The organism is Neosynechococcus sphagnicola sy1 (genome assembly GCF_000775285.1).
Classification (GTDB): domain Bacteria; phylum Cyanobacteriota; class Cyanobacteriia; order Neosynechococcales; family Neosynechococcaceae; genus Neosynechococcus; species Neosynechococcus sphagnicola.
Genome location: NZ_JJML01000008.1, coordinates 120,907 through 136,363 on the forward strand (window position 1 = coordinate 120,907; position 15,457 = coordinate 136,363).

Sequence of the window (15,457 nt, forward strand, 5' to 3'; positions counted from 1 at the left end):
AATGCATTCCGCTTCAACATCATCCTGATTTATCAAATTTACCAAACCCCTGGGGAGAAAACGGCATGGATCTGGTTACGCTCCAGAACACCCTGGATAATATTTCGTTTGCAGTTCTGTTGATCACCATGTTGGGGTACTGGGGAGGGGCTGCCTTCCCTCGCCTTCCCTACGTGGCGAGCCTAGGTACGGGGGGCATGGCGATCGCCAACCTTTGCATTGCCGCCCTTTTGGGGGCGCGCTGGTTAGAAGCAGGGTACTTCCCCCTGAGCAATCTTTATGAATCTCTCTTTTTCTTGACCTGGGGGATCACCACCGTGCATCTGATTGCCGAACAGATGAGTAGCAGTCGTTTGGTCGGGGTAGTTACGGCTCCGGTAGCGATGGCAATCACTGCCTTTGCCGCCCTCTCACTGCCGACGGGGATGCAGGCATCGGCTCCGCTGGTGCCTGCCCTGAAGTCCAACTGGTTAATGATGCATGTTAGCGTCATGATGCTTAGCTATTCTGCCCTGATGGTCGGTGCTTTGATGGCGATCGCCTTCCTGGTTGTCACCGGAGGACAAAACATTGAACTGCGGGGCAGTTCAGTTGGCACGGGGGGATTTCGGACTCAGATCACTGGAGATCAGCAAGTAGCGGTTGAAACGCCTGCTCCCATGGTTTTTGAGGATGCTACAACTGCCAAGGTGACTGGGAACCAAGTTTTTCTATCTGAGTTCAATGGCAGTGCCAGTACAGCCGTCTTAGAAATGCCAATTTCCTCGGTTGTTTCTACCCCCGTGCCCCTTTCTCCCCAACGCTTAAGCTTGGCCGACACCCTCGATAACATCAGTTACCGCATCATTGGTCTGGGGTTTCCGTTGTTAACCATTGGCATTATTGCCGGAGCTGTCTGGGCGAATGAGGCTTGGGGATCATACTGGAGCTGGGATCCGAAGGAAACCTGGGCATTGATTACCTGGTTGGTTTTTGCCGCCTATCTCCATGCTCGGATTACAAGGGGATGGCAAGGACGACGTCCTGCCATCCTGGCAGCCTCTGGGTTCGCCGTTGTCTGGGTTTGTTACCTGGGGGTCAACTTATTGGGTAAAGGCCTGCACTCCTATGGCTGGTTTTTCTAAAGCCCGAAGTTTCAAAATGATTCAGCCCCTAACCATTACTAAGGCTGATGCTGGGGGAATCGCGATCCTCTCCGACCCCCAATCTGTATTTCGCCATTGGTGACCGAACTTGTCTACCCTGGTGGACTGTTCACCACCAGGGTAGAGGAGGTCGTGCGGCCAAATTCTTCCGGACTATAACGCAGCTGCGCCACCGCTCCAGGCCAGAGGAAGGTGCCCGGGGTCACGGAACGAACGAGATAGTGGAACGAATAAACCCCCGGTTCCAGGCGATCGGCATAGGCCACCACCCGGTCTTTGTAAAGGGTTTGATAGGCAATCCGCCAGCTATCCTGCTGGGACTGGAAATAGGGGGTCGCGGTTTGGAAACGGGTGTCAATGGCCTCTAAGCCAGCGGGAAGTGGATCGGTGATCAGCAGCTGTTCCACCGGATGATCGGTGATGATTTCCAGGCCAATATCAAAGACCTGCCCACTATTGATTGTAAAAATATCTTCCTTCCCATACAGACCTAAGCGCTCTAGCACCTGGGTTTGGTTGGCTGGACGTACCTCCCGTGTCACCCGTAACCCCTGAAATTGCCCAGGTTGTCGGCCCTGGAGACGGTAACGATAGGCCATGAGGTAGTGGAGGGTTCCCCGCCCCGATTTCTTAATCTCCAAGGTCTGACGTCCCCTCGGCAACTCAGACATGGGTACCTTGAGATCCGAGCTGGGGGTTGTATAGCCATGAAACTGGGCTGCGCCTAATTGTTTCCCGGCCAATCGTACCGTGGCGGCAATATCCGGCGGCGTAGACTGCTCCTGACTGTAGGCGACTAGGGCACTTAGGGCTTCCGCATTGTCATAGGTACTAGGCCACGTCCCCTGGCGACGCAGGCTCAAGAGTCCTCTTAACAGGCGATCCTGAATTTCGGGTGAGCTTTGGCGAGCCATCAACAGACGTAATGCCTGAGCTTGAGCCGTTGTTGGTGAATTCAGCCAGCCCCAGCCCTGGGGCAAGTTCACTACCGCTGTTCGTCCCGTTTGGTAAATGGTTTCTTGGAGTTGACGGGTGAGGGCTGCGGCTTCGGCTTGCCAGCCATTGATTTGGGTCAGGTAACGGGCTAGCTTAATTTGGGTCACCTGATCAAGCTGAAGTCGCTGATCATAGATTTCGGCCAAGTAGTCACTCCGAGGATCTCCGAGGGCTGCTAAGGCCATCAGGGCTGCCAATCGGACTTGGCTTTGACAGGGTTGCTGTTTACAAAAGTCATATTGACCTGGATCGGCGAGAATTTTACCGAGGTAACCCTGCAAGGGCTGAAGCAATTTGGGGTCAACGCTCCACCCTGCTGCCTGGGCACTGGCCAGACTTTCGGCGGCATAGGCCGTTACCAGGGGATCAGACTGCTCTTGTCCCGGCCAGCTTGTAAATCCACCATCGGGTCGTTGGAGTTTTTGCAGGCGATCGAGGGCTTGGGCGCGCTGCTGCCTTAGATCGAAGCCCGTCAGGATTTGTCCGTACCGTTGGGAGAGGTTCTGTAAGTGGGTGGCGATCGCCAGTTGACTGGCCGCTGGTTCTAAGAAGGGGAGTTGCTGCTCCTCGAAGACTTGTCGTGCCGGAACCGTAATCTCTGGGATCAGGGTACTGGCAAGGGACAGCTCCAGCCCCCCGTGTGTCCGCGACGACCTGGTTGTCAATCGTCAAGGGAATTTTGAGGGTGTTGGTCGTGATCCCGGTTTCTACCACTTGCTCGGTAATCTCCAGGGGGGGGACGGACAAGGGCACGGCAAAGGCATCGGCAATCCCATTCAGCTGAGTGGTGAACTTCACCTCAGAGGCTCCTGCCTTGGAGGCCACCACGGGAAAGCGATAGGCATGGGTGCCTGCTTCTGCCGGGGTTTCCAGGGTGCCGGGATTGTTATCCGTCAGTTCCAGGGAGCCACTGACACTGCCTTGAATGGCCAGCATTCCGGTCTGACCTGAGTTGTTGGTGACCGCAACCCCGGTCTGGAAGCGATCGCCAGGGCGGGCAAACTGGGGAAGCACAGGGTTGGTGACTAAGGGTTGGGTTGCCATGAAGGTGGTATCCCCGCTGCCAAAATGCAAATCGCCATCCGTTGCCACAACCATCGCCCGCCAGGTTGTCAGGTCATCGGGCAGCTTAAACCGCACTTGAGCCTCACCCTTGCTATCCGCAAGCAGGGAGCCATTGTAGTAGGCTAGAGCCTTAAAGTCGGTGCGCACCCGAGTATTGGCAGCCCCAGCAGAGAAGCCGCCCCCGTAGCCCCAGCCCTTTTCTAAGGGGGACGCTAGGGGTTCTAGCACCACGTCGGGGCGGTTATCGGTAAACCGCGTAGAGATTGGCTGTTCAGCGTAGACAGTGGTCACTAAATCGGGGGGGCGGTACCCCGTTAATTGCAGGACGGCCTCATTCACCACCATGACGGTAAATTGCCCCGATACTGGCTGTCCCTGGGGGGTTTGGAGTTGCAGGTTGAGAGTTGCCTCCGCTCCAGGTTCCCAGCTGGGTTGGGCTGGGGTCGCCTGCACCTTGAGGTACTTTTGTTCTAAATTGAGTTTGAAGGGTGTAAAGCCAATCTGCACCAGATTATCCAAACTGCCAGGTGCCACCTCCGTCAAGGGCTGTCCCTGTCGCACCAGCACTGCCTCTACAGCTGCATTCGGCAGCATCTCGGGGGTGACTTGAAACTGAATCTGCGGGGCACCGCCCTTAACTTTCTGCACCGTGCGATAGAGGGTTCCGTGGCGGACAACTGCAAAATACAGTTCTGCCTCAGGATAGGGCGATTGGATCAGCGCTGTAGCGGTATCCCCTGGTTTATAGCTCTCCTTGTCGAGCTGGATGTCTAAGCGATTGTTGCGGTAGCGACCTCCCCAAAATATGGGCTGATCCCCCGTGGCCCAAATCTGGGTGTCGGTGGCACTGCGGTCATCTTTGGCATCGACAAAGTTAGCCCGAATGCGGTAGGAGCCGGACTGGGTGGGTTTCAGCGTCACCCGTTGAGGGGTACTCTCCGAACGCACGTCCCGCCGATCAACGGTCTGATATTTCACCTGATTTCGGGGCGTTTCACTGCCTTCAACCACCTGGGTGACATTGCTGTATTCCATCTGTTGCAGTTCCAGACGCACCCGTTCCCCAGACAAAACCTGACCCGCAGCATTGGTGACAATCACCTGCAAGGAGAAGGGCTTGCCTGCATCTGCGACAAAATCACTCTTGAGACCAATCAGGCGATCGCTGGGGAGGGCTGTAAACGTCTGGGAATTGGCCACCGTCAGATTCGACACATCCTGCACTTGCACATCCACCCGGTAAGTCATCGGGTAAGCCAGTTCAGGGTCAACGGTTACCGTCTGGGTTCCCTGACCTTGTTGACTCAAGGAATGGGTAACTTGCAAGACATCCGTTGCCAGGGATGGGCGTTCCTCCGGCCAAAACCAGCGCCGCCCAAACATAAACGACTCCCAACCAGGGGGGACAAACTCAGCTTCTTTGCGGGTGACATAATATTCAGCCTGGCCTCCCTCCACCGGAGGGCCAAAGAGGTAGTTGCTCTGAGCCGCCGCCTGCACCGACTGACCCACCAAGGCAAATTCCCGATTGAGCTTCAGATCTACCTTAAAATTCGGTGGTTTGAACTCAGCCACTCGAAACTCGCCGGTAATTTCAGCCCCACTGCTACCCTGGCCACGGATCGTATAGAAACCCAAGGGTTGATTGGTCTTCAGGGGCAACTTCAGCGAAAAGGTGCCAAAGCCATTGGTGGGTTGGCTGCCCAAATCGGTCTTGGTGCCATCGGGGGCTTCTAAGGTGATCTGATAGATCGCATTTTTGTCCTGTTGCAGCACCCCGTGTTGCAGATAGTAGGCCGTTCCGGTAAACCAGGCAGTTTCCCCCGGTTGGTAGAGTTGGCGATCTGAGAAAATGGTTCCCCGAGACTCCGGTTGTCCACTGTTCCATCCTGCATCAATTCCGTAGCCGTAGGCACCACTATACTCCTGCGATCGCGCAAAGGCCCAGTCATCACCCTGGCGCACAATTGTGAGCAAATTCGGGGCTTCCCCTGGGTTCTTCCCGGCGGGACACGACGCTAAATCTTGCCGGGTGAACTGTAACGTTCCGGTGGGATCGGTTTGACCCACGGCACAGGGCTGGGGCGGCGGGAAGGATTTGGCCTCTAGTTGGGATGCATAGACTTCAACCTTGGCCCCGGCCACCGCTGCCCCGTCGGAGAGCTGGTGGACTCGGATCAGTCCAGAATCTGGGAACCATTGGGTGAAAACGCCAAGATTCGTCAGCTGCACCAACCCGTAGAAGTCGGGTTGTCGCCATTTCTCCTTGCCATCCTCCAGATAGCGGTTGGTGCGTGCCTGCACCCCATAGGCCAACATGCCAGTGGCTACCCCTAGTTTTTCCCGCAGGGGCACGGGAATTTCGGCGGGTTGGTTAGTGGAGGGACTGGCTAGTGGAAAGCGCTGCCAAGTGAGGGGATTGGGCAGTAAATCATTGCCATTGCCATTGGGAGAAGCGGTATCGACATAAACTAAATCCGTCGGTTGCACCACGCGATAGGCCGCCTTGTAAGCGGATTCCGGCAGATTCACCGCTGATATTTGCAACTGTAAATTCTGACCGGATGGAAAAATATTCAACCCTGAGGGTGCCCAGATATCACTGGCCAAATCCCCGGTGGTGTATTGTACCGTCACCGGTTGCCCCAGGGTTTGACCAAATTTATCCTTCAGTTGGGAATCAATAGAGATCGTATAGGCCGTTCCAGGGTCAAAGGCCCAGGGATTCAGGTTCACCACTGTGTCACCATCGTAGGCTTGCACCAAGGTCAGTCCGTTTTTAGGCGCTGGTTTCACCGTAATGGCGGCGATCGCTGATGCCGCAACTAAGCCATTGTTAAACCGCAACTGCGCTCCGCCCTGGACAAATCGTCCGAAGGCACCCCCCGCATCCGGTTGGCCAAAAAACTGGAGCTGCTCGAAGGCCAGTGGTCCATAGGTTTTAATCTGACTGGCTACCGTCGTCGTTGTCGGTAAATTGCCGTGGCGAGGCAGCAAGCCGGGGGTGAATTCTAGTCGATAGGCAGCTGCCTTGCTTAACGATTGCTGGGGTTGCAGGGTGTAATTCCAGACCTGTGTCGCTGGATCGAACTGCGTGGTGGGGGAGTCTTCGGCTGGGGTTGAGGGTTGCAGTGCTACCTTAACGGGAATGACATCGGGGCTGCCCTGGGGGAGCAACCGCAGGTGCTGCCCCAGGGAATCAGGATCCAACTCGACGTTGGCAGTAAAACTCAGGGTTGGGGTTAAGCCCACAGGTTCTGCCTGGGAGTCTGGATCTTGGGTCTGCCCCGGCAAGTTGGTCAACTTAATGGGCGGGGTACTAAACGTCCAGGCCAGATCCTTGTCCAAGCGGTGTTTGTTCAGATCGGCGAGTCCAGCTTTCAACGTGACCCGCACCCGCGTGGCTTGGGGAATGGCTCGATCCGCTTGAAAGCCCACCATCCGGGGTGTGAGGAACCGAAATTGTCCTGACAGGGGCGGCAGGATTTCAAACTTTTGTAGAATTTTTTGCTGATCGGGGCTATCGATACTTTCTATGGGAATCAGCGGTTCTTGGAAGCGAATCCGAATCTGAGATAGGGTTGCTGCTTCACCCGTAGGGCTGATTTCCTCAATCCATGGAGGTAGGGTTGGCAACGGTAAGGCAGCCACGGCGGGTAATCGCTCTTGGCCCGATAGGGTCGCAATCCCACAGCCAGCAATGCCCACCACCCACAACAACAGCAGTAGCGACCGCATCCAAGTCCGTAATCTTCTAGGAATAGCACCCATTTTGCTGCCCTCACGTCCCTTCCCAGTGATAACGGACAGCGCTGGTCAGACCTCGGAATTACGCATAATTCTTAATCCAGACAGGTTCCATCCGGTAGCACGGCCATGGACAACTTGGTCTCAAACAGAATCGCTCCTGCCAGGGTGGCCTCAAACAGGTTGGCGGCTTTTAGGGTTGCCCAACTGAGATTCGTCTGACTGAGATTGGCTCCGCGCAGCACCGCCCCCTCGAAGTTCGCGGTTTTGAGGTTAGCGCCCTGGAGGTTGGCTTGGCTTAGTTTAGCCCGGTTCAGGTTGGCACCACTGAGATCGCTGCCCCGCAAATCTGCATAACTTAAATCTGCGGCACTCAAATCCGAGATCGCCAGTTTCGCTCCTCGCAGATTGGCACCACTCAAGTTGATCCCAGAGAGTTGCTGGCGACTAAAGTCGCGCTCTCCAGCGGCGTATCGTTCTAAAATATCTTCAGTTTTAACCTGACTGCTCTGCTGATGTCTGTTCATGCGTAGCACCGTTTGCGGGTACTCTGGCAATTTTATGATCCCTGCTCCAGTCTCTACACTAACTGAAGGGCGGATTGCTAGAGGTTGAGGGTCAATGGTAGCGTGAATAGTAGCAGTTCATCAGCTGCACAGGTCTGGTTAGGCACGATCAATAGGTTAGAGGCTCGTTTTCAGTACCACTGTTTATAGCGTTTTGTTTGACAGCTGCGCGGTTTCCTAACTCTGCCATTTAATCCTTCCCCATGACTTGAATGCGAGAAATTGGATGGTCACACCAGCACTTCCCTATCGCTTGCTTCAACTCCCTGAACGGGTTGAGCATGTCAATGTCAGAGCGATTCTAGCTCAGGTCACTGATCTGATGAAGTGGGGTACAACTGCTGTCCTCCTAGATTGTCATCGGGTTACGTTTATGGATAGCTCCGGACTAGGCTTATTGGTCACGATTCTGAATCGGCTTGAGGCCGATGGAGGACATTTGTATCTGTGTGGAGTCAGAGAGCATACTCTAGAACTGCTGGAAGCAACGGATCTCCAGCAGACCATCCCCATCTTTGAACATGAAGCCGCCTTTTGCCACTGGCTCACCCATGCCCAACCCAATCAGCAACTGGCTATCCCTGATTTTTCAGGCACAATTGAGAAGTAGTGATCTACTCCTGTCGTCCCGCGGTTGAGATTTTGATGTCTACTGCCAAGCTTTCCCTCACTGGTCTGACTGCGGATGCCTTCCGACACCCCTTGGATCTGGACGCTACTTCCACCCTCAAGCAATTACCAGGATTAGATGTGGTGGTGCGGAGCCTGCTAGGACCCTTAGCAGAACAATTCTTCTCGTTGGATCATCTAGCAGCCAGCATTCTCATCAGTGAGCAGCAGTTACCCCAGTATCACCAACTGCTGTTGGACGCCTGCCGCATTCTCGATATTGAGCCCCCGCAACTCTATCTGCGGCAGCACCCCGTACCCAATGCTTATACCCTGGCAATTCGGGGAAAGCAGCCATTTATTGTCCTCCACACCTCCCTGGTTGATTTACTGACGCCAGAGGAAGTGCAGGCGGTCATTGCCCATGAACTCGGTCATCTCAAATGTGATCATGGGGTCTACCTAACTCTGGCTAATTTAATTGTGCTCACCGCTGGGCAGTTACCAATTTTAGGCACCTTCCTGGCTCAGGGGTTACAGATGCAGATGCTCAGTTGGCTCCGCTGTGCAGAGTTTACTTGCGATCGCGCAGCTCTATTGGTCACTCAGAACCCTAGAATTGTCATGTCTGTGTTGATGAAATTGGCAGGTGGATCACCTCAACTTGCCCATCAGTTAAACTTAGATGCCTTTATTGCCCAGGCGAGAGCCTACGAAGATGCCAGTTCTACCGAAATAGGGGAAGCACTGAAACAAGCTCAGACTGTAAACTTGACTCACCCAGTTCCGGTGTTGCGCGCCAGTGAGATTGACCGCTGGGCCAGCACACAGGCATATCAAACTCTGTTGCAGACGGCTGAGATTCAGTATAATAGTGAAGCTGCTATCAAGGGCGGGTGGCGAAACTGGTAGACGCAGCAGACTCAAAATCTGCCTCCGAAAGGAGTGAGAGTTCGATTCTCTCTCCGCCCATTATCCTTCAAACCGCGTAGATGCTTACCTGAATCATGGCACTGTAACGAATGGAAATCGGATACAGAGTCATGAATTGAAGATATAGCGGGTATCAATCTACTGAAGCGCATTTGCAGCAGTGACTAAACCAACCGAATGAGTTCTCTACCGTCACTGCTGCAAATGCAGTTTCTAACGCTTGGAGCAAATGAGGATACGTCCTTGCTCCAAGACAACGGAGAATGCTCTTACATGTGATGATGCCCTTGGCTGGCTGGTTTGCTCACTGTGGTCTATTCATCTAAAAACCGCTGTAAGTGCCCACTAAAAAGGAGATCACTGAGTTGATCTCCTTTTGAAACTCTCGAAAAATTACTAAAGTAAACCAGAAAAGCGACAGGTGCCTGAAATTACATCAGACCCCAGAAGTGAAGGACACCTTTGCCGACAAGCAATTCAGTTGCTAGGGCAGCAACGAAACCAATCATTGCCAAACGACCATTCCAGATTTCAGCTTGGGGGGTAAACCCAAACTTCCAGGCATTCCGGTCTTCCGTAACAGGTGCTGTGATTTTTTGTGTGTCTTGCATGATGTGTCTCCAGGAGGTTGCAGTTGAGGGTGATGAACAGAGTATTTAGATTCAGATCAGTCCCAGCAGGTGGAGGACACCTTGGCCTGTTGCTAATTCAGTAACCAGCGCTGCCACAAAGCCAATCATGGCTAAACGACCGTTCCAGTTCTCAGCACCAACAGTAAAGCCAAAGCTCCAGGTATTCCGGTCTTCTTTCAGCATTGCATCGTCTCTAAAGGCTAAGATTTATTAACCGTTGTAAATGAATATAACAAAAATTGAGTCCTGTGCCAAGGTGTCCCGGCTGTCTCATGGCTTGTCAAGAATTTTTTTCTGGGTTGAAAACCCAGAAAATCATCTCCTTCGTAACTCCTTTTCCATTAGCTAACAGTTGACAGCGCAATAGGCAGTTGCCAAGGGTAAGGTGCAGCAAATTCGAGTGGTGAATCCCTCATGATCCTCAGGTTGGCTAACCCGTTGCGGTAGCGCGGGTGCCACTAGTTCAAGATGACCTTGCATTTGCGCCAAGATCATTTGGTTGCTGAGGAGCGTTAGCCCAGGCGATGGGTGGTCTGCCGTTGCGAGTTCTGGAGCTGGGGGCATTCGCAGGAGATCGATAGGCTCTGCCCAAGCACCATCCGGACGTTGATCTTCAACCCAAATTTGAACCGTACCCGCTTCCGGAAGCAGGGCGGCAGAGAGGCGAATTGATCCGGTCGTCATGGCATCGATCGCGGTGGCTACCAAGTTCAAGAGCACCTGTTGTAACCATTGCTGATCGGCCACAACTGCACCCTCTACGTGGGGATAGATGACTTGCAGGTGGAGACCTCGATCCTGTGCTTGTATGCATGTCAGGTGATCAATCTCCTCGAATAGCGTTTTCAGAGACAGGGGTTGCAACTTTAAACGACTACGACCCGCTGCTAATTTTGCCACCCTGAGAATCTGATCCAGCATTGATACCATTCGCAGCGTCGCAGCATGGGCAAGGCTGACAAACTCCCGCTCTTCAGCCGAATCGTTACATAAATCCGCCAGAATCAGTTGGTGGGTGCCAATAATGCTGCTCAGGGGCGATCGCAATTCGTGGGAAATTCGGGCTAGATACCCTGCCTGGAACTGCCCGACTGTAATTGCCATCTGATAGGCCAACTCCGAGCATTGCAATTGTGATTGAAGGCTTTGGATCTTTGCCAGATACAGCTGTACCGGATCCGCCGGGGAATCGGTCTTAACAACTGACCGGGTTCCCAGAAACCCCCAGCTCGTCCCCACCCCCAGCCCCATTCCGATCAACATCCACAACCCAGCACTCCAGTCCATGGTTTTCTACCTCGCAAGTTTGGCCTCAATTCGCATCGGGTGCCCCGATAGGTTAGCGTATCGGTGAGTGCTCGGGAGCCTGATGGGCAAGGGGAGAGCATTCACTTGATTCCCCAATGATCGGGTCTAGATTTTCAGCCTCACCGACCCTTGGCGTAAAATCTCCCACCCCACCCCACTCCATTTCGCAATCGTGGAGGGGAGGGTGACACCACTTTCCTTCAGCGTTGGGGCTGAACTACCTTCAATTGCGACCAGATCCGCCAGCAATGGGGTCAAAACCTCTGGAAATGCTGCCGCGATCGCCGCCATTGTTTGCAGGGCAGGTTGACCAGAACGATTCGCACTGGTGGTCGCCAGCGGTCCCGTTTGAGCCAGGATTGTGCGGGCGATCGCCCGATCGGGAACCCGGAGCCCAATCGTGGTTGGCTGCCGTGGGTGGATCTGGGGGGGAACGCGGGAACTCGCAGGGAGAACCAACGTCAAGGCTCCTGGCCAGTACTGTTGGGTCATTTTCTGCCAAATATTCAATTCTGTAGGTGTACCAGCCACATAGGGCCAGAGATCTTCCGGGGTCGCAGCCATCAAAATTAAGGGCTTGTCGAGACTTCGCTGTTTGGCGGCAAAAATTAGATGGGAGCAGTCAGGGCGGGCTGCTAAGGCTGGAACCGTATCCGTCGGAAAGCTAATCAGATGGCTGCCCGAGCTGGCACCCGCCACCAATTCATATAGCGTCACTTGGGGCATGCCGATACTCCAGATCTAGGCTGCGTTACCGCTGAGACAAAGCGATCGATCCCTGCTAAATCCCGGTGAACCTGAATCGAGGTATAGTCTCCCTGAGCAGTTAACAAGTCCACCACGGTCGCTGCCTGTCCCGCCATCATTTCCACCAGCCACAGCCCTCCCGTCTGGAGATAGTCGGGGGCACCCTGCACCAAGTGGCGAATACACCCAAGACCATCTGCCCCCCCATCAAGGGCTAGATGAGGCTCGTGCCATGCCACCTCTGGTTGGAGTTGGGCAATCATCTGGCTCGGAATATAAGGTGGATTCGAGACCATGCCCAGGAGTTTGCCCCGAAGCGCTGTGAGGGGCTCCCACCAGCTGCCCTGATACCATTGAATGCGATCGCCCCCCAGTCCCTGCCGCTCGGCATTATATCGGGCGATCCTCAGAGCCTCTGGGCTGTAATCAACGGCATGAATTGTCGCTTGGGGAAAAGCATGGTTGAGCGCGAGGGCGATCGCCCCACTCCCCGTCCCCAAGTCCACCCAGTGCATCGGTACCGCAATGTCACTCAGAAAGGTGGGAGCCAGGGCAATCGCCAGATCAATTAAGAGTTCGGTCTCAGGCCGAGGAATTAAGACTGCGGGGGAAACAGCAAGAGAAAAATGACGCCAGGGAGTGGTTCCCGTCAAATACTGAATCGGCACCCGCTGATGAGTTCTTAAGTCCCAAAGCTTTGAGAACTCTGACAAAGGATAGGGGATCTGAATCTGGGGGCAATCCTGCAAGGTGTAGAGTCTGAGACGATCTAGCCCCGTCAGTTCCTGTAAAAACCAATCGATTTCCGCCGCAGCAATGTCAGCGGATTGTGCCGCTTCTAGGGCTGTTCTTCGCCATCGCCACAGTTCAGTACCTGTCACCCACAGGGTGCAGCGATCGGACAAATGGGTTATTTCTTGCCTAAAAACCACTGCTTCAGCCCCATTACACAGAATTGATCCTAAACAAAAAACTGGCAGAGAGTCATGGGTGCTCTCAGCCAGTCGACTACAGCGCCTATTTGGTTTTGACGACTCCACCTAGGGAGTGGTGGCTGGGGTCGGTTTGGGAGCTGGCTTGGGTGGTTGAGGCTGCCCAGCGCCTCCTGGGTTAAGGGAGCGGACATACTCCAGGGAATCACGGGGGGGGATCAGCAGTAGTTGGTTTAACTGGGGACTCGTACCAGATTTGAGAGTCTGTAAGACTCCCTCCAAATTCAACACTTGAATGTCAACGGACGCTGCCAGGTTGGGTTGTTGTTGCTTAAACCGTTCCAGCATTGTCTGGAGCTCTTCTTTACTAAAGAACAGCGGAATCACTTGCTGATTCCCTTGCTGAATGGTTAAACTACCCCGTTCTGGGGGTCCGCCTCTGGCAACAAATAGGGGAACCCCACTAAACTGAGTTGCCTTTGGATCTGATTGCTTCAAGATCGTGAGGGCTGCAGTTACCTGTTGTTGCATGGGAACATAGGCAAACTCCAGGAAATCAGGCTTTGTCCGATCCTTCTGCATCAGCTTATAGATTTCCCCCAGGGAGATAGGCACCACGCGCACATTCTTCGCTAACTCAGGGTTCCGAGTTTTCAGCGTCTCCAAGAAGGCTTTGGCATCCTGCTGGCTGATGAAGGCTCCAGCTACAGGTGCTTGGTTGGGGGAATTCGGGGGGGGTTGCCACTAGAGGAGCACCCTCTGCATTGGTTAAGGTGAAGACTGGAATAGGTTTCAGCTTAGTGATGATTTCAGCTTCAGTCAAAGCAAGCACCTGGGTCCGTTCCATCACAACTGGAGTCAGGGACGGCCCCAGTAAAGCACCTCCAATCAGACCTAGGGTTGCACCCCAGCGAACGAATGATTTCATAACGACTCCTGCCATCAGTACCTTCACGAATCCTTCAAAAGTTGAGCGCTACCTAAAAACAATTGAGAGCGACGTAATACCCTCGCGACTCCCCACCAGATGATGAATTATTGTAATTGATTGACGCTGCCTGCTGTTCAGGATGCTAGCAGAGATGACTGGCTCTATCGGCAATAGTTCCAAAAATATTCCCTCATCCCCCTGGTTATCCCCGCAATTTTCCTGACTCAGTGTTGCTCCTGACCCAGTCTCTCAGCCAATTGGGAAAGTTGCACACCAGATCTTGTCTGGTGCCGGACTTTCTAGTGCATTCTTGATCCAGGTGGATGAGCAATAGTGTCAGAAATCGAGCTACCCCGTTGGCACAGTGATCTATCACTAGCAGATCCATGATGCCAGAGAGGCAGGATTTTGTATCCTCAATGGGTTACCTGCGGTCAGACAAGGGGGCGTTAACCACAAACTGGAAAACTTGCTCAATGGATTGAAATTTGTTCACCCTATCTTCTAACTGATCTACTCAATTTCCATAATTCTGTGTAATATCGCTGGTAGGTGAAATTAATATGAAAAATCCAGGTGTTTTCTGGATATTAACTAAATTTACGAGCTTACCTCAGCCTCTAGTGATCATCGGTTCCAGTTTAGAGTCAGCGATCGCTCCAGATGCGGTCAGCAATGTTGATCCCTGTTTGTCCTCACAAATTCTCCTAGACGTTGTCTACTTGCGGAAGAAGTCGTGGTTAGCATCTTAAAGAATCTATTGTCTAAGAAGACCAAGGGCATTGGCATTGAGCTAGCCCCTGATCGTGTCAACATAGCACAGCTGCGAAAGCAGAGTTCTGGTTTCAAGCTGACGGCACTGACCACCATACCAATTCCTGAAGGCATGATTCAGGAGGGACAGATTACCGATCCCACTGCCCTCGCCGAGTTAATTCAATCCGCTCTTTCAGAGATTAAGCTAAAAGTCAAGCGCATCGCCACTGCGATTCCAGGACGGGAAGCCGTCACTCGTTTGATTCCCGTGCCAGCGGAGCTGGATGACCGGGAGTTGCGGGAAATGGTCTTGAACCAGGAAGCAGGGCTGTATTTACCTTTTCCGCGTGAGGAGGCGGATGTCGATTATCAAAAGCTGGGGCTCTTTATTGATGAAGACGGGATTGAAAAGGTGCAGGTACTCTTGGTCGCTACTCGTAAAGAGGTGACCGATAGCTACATCAGTACTTTCCAGCAAGCTGGTTTAGAAATTGATGTCTTGGAGATCAGTAGCTTTTCGCTGATTCGTACCATTCGGGAACAGTTGCGTCAATTTGCGCCCCAGGAAGCCGTTGCCATCGTCGATGTGGAATTTGAAAGCACTGAGATATCTATTGTGGTGGATGGGGTACCTCAGTTTTCCCGAACAGTTCCCATTGGCACCCATCAAATTCAAACGGCTCTGTCCCGTGCGATGAATCTCCCAGCCTCCAGAAATATGGAGGTGTTGCAGGGATTAACCATTCCAGTGAGTCCCACTGATAGCATGAATACGGGTAAACTCAATGCCCCTAACCCTGGAATGTCTGCCATGATGCGGGTATTGGGTGAGTTGGCAGATGAGCTTCGCCGCTCGATTGACTTTTACCTCAACCAGGGAGAAAACCTGGAGGTTGCCCAATTGCTGCTGGCTGGGCCAGGAGCCTCGATTGGGCAACTGGATGATTTTTTACTCAACGTTTAAATTTACCGACGATACAAATCGATCCCGTGACCGCTCTCTCCTTGCAGGTTGAGCAGGATATTCCTCAGTTGCAGAGAGCGGGGCTGGGTGTTGTGTTGGGCTTAGGACTTCGGGAGGCGTGGTGAG

The 15,457-nt window shown here is 53.4% G+C and carries 11 protein-coding genes, 1 tRNA gene and 2 pseudogenes; 5 read left to right on the plus strand and 9 right to left on the minus strand.

Features of this window, described 5'->3' with window-relative positions; all coding sequences use genetic code 11:
• Positions 1–65 precede the first annotated feature (65 nt).
• Positions 66–1,124 carry a c-type cytochrome biogenesis protein CcsB gene (gene ccsB, locus DO97_RS04925; RefSeq protein ID WP_036531454.1) on the plus strand — a complete coding sequence of 353 codons (1,059 nt, stop codon included), beginning with the start codon at positions 66–68 and terminating at the stop codon, positions 1,122–1,124.
• 113 nt (positions 1,125–1,237) lie between these two features.
• On the opposite strand, the pseudogene DO97_RS04930 reads toward ccsB, so the two are convergent.
• Positions 1,238–6,977 (minus strand): annotated as a pseudogene (locus tag DO97_RS04930) (alpha-2-macroglobulin family protein).
• Positions 6,978–7,048: 71 nt separating this feature from the next.
• Positions 7,049–7,480, minus strand: coding sequence for a pentapeptide repeat-containing protein (locus DO97_RS04935; RefSeq protein WP_072016362.1), 432 nt, complete (start codon positions 7,478–7,480; stop codon positions 7,049–7,051).
• Between the two features lie 265 nt (positions 7,481–7,745).
• Here DO97_RS04935 and DO97_RS20685 point away from each other — a divergent pair, with 265 nt between their 5' ends.
• From DO97_RS20685 to DO97_RS04945, 3 genes are all read left to right on the plus strand, one after another.
• Positions 7,746–8,129 carry an STAS domain-containing protein gene (locus tag DO97_RS20685; RefSeq protein ID WP_052128407.1) on the plus strand — a complete coding sequence of 128 codons (384 nt, stop codon included), beginning with the start codon at positions 7,746–7,748 and terminating at the stop codon, positions 8,127–8,129.
• 35 nt (positions 8,130–8,164) lie between these two features.
• The gene (locus tag DO97_RS21965; protein WP_072016363.1) at positions 8,165–9,040 is read left to right on the plus strand and encodes a M48 family metallopeptidase; all 876 of its coding nucleotides are present in this window, start codon (positions 8,165–8,167) and stop codon (positions 9,038–9,040) included.
• Positions 9,019–9,100: transfer RNA gene (locus DO97_RS04945), tRNA-Leu, on the plus strand. The genes DO97_RS21965 and DO97_RS04945 overlap by 22 nt, the downstream gene beginning before the upstream one ends.
• 392 nt (positions 9,101–9,492) lie before the next feature.
• On the opposite strand, the gene DO97_RS04950 is transcribed toward DO97_RS04945, so the two are convergent.
• The 7 genes from DO97_RS04950 to DO97_RS24910 form a co-directional block, all read right to left on the minus strand.
• Entirely contained in the window at positions 9,493–9,672 is a 180-nt protein-coding gene (locus DO97_RS04950; protein WP_036531456.1) for a chlorophyll a/b-binding protein, read from the minus strand.
• 51 nt (positions 9,673–9,723) lie between these two features.
• Entirely contained in the window at positions 9,724–9,876 is a 153-nt protein-coding gene (locus DO97_RS04955) for a chlorophyll a/b-binding protein (protein WP_036531457.1), read from the minus strand.
• A 162-nt stretch (positions 9,877–10,038) separates the two neighbouring features.
• Positions 10,039–10,980, minus strand: a complete 942-nt coding sequence (locus DO97_RS04960) for a sensor histidine kinase (protein ID WP_036531459.1) — start codon at positions 10,978–10,980, stop codon at positions 10,039–10,041.
• Between the two features lie 126 nt (positions 10,981–11,106).
• Positions 11,107–11,727: an L-threonylcarbamoyladenylate synthase gene (locus DO97_RS04965; protein WP_036531461.1), complete on the minus strand. Its 621-nt coding sequence runs from the start codon at positions 11,725–11,727 to the stop codon at positions 11,107–11,109.
• Positions 11,715–12,680, minus strand: coding sequence for a peptide chain release factor N(5)-glutamine methyltransferase (prmC, locus tag DO97_RS04970; RefSeq protein ID WP_239651466.1), 966 nt, complete (start codon positions 12,678–12,680; stop codon positions 11,715–11,717). Before prmC ends, DO97_RS04965 begins: the two co-directional genes overlap by 13 nt.
• A gap of 108 nt (positions 12,681–12,788) precedes the next feature.
• Positions 12,789–13,346: a Tic22 family protein gene (locus DO97_RS04975; protein ID WP_239651467.1), complete on the minus strand. Its 558-nt coding sequence runs from the start codon at positions 13,344–13,346 to the stop codon at positions 12,789–12,791.
• The gene (locus DO97_RS24910; RefSeq protein WP_204368482.1) at positions 13,318–13,608 is read right to left on the minus strand and encodes a hypothetical protein; all 291 of its coding nucleotides are present in this window, start codon (positions 13,606–13,608) and stop codon (positions 13,318–13,320) included. The genes DO97_RS04975 and DO97_RS24910 overlap by 29 nt, the downstream gene beginning before the upstream one ends.
• Positions 13,609–14,347: 739 nt before the next feature.
• Between DO97_RS24910 and pilM the strand changes: the two are divergent.
• Positions 14,348–15,456, plus strand: a pseudogene (gene pilM / locus DO97_RS04980) (type IV pilus assembly protein PilM).
• Position 15,457 lies beyond the last annotated feature (1 nt).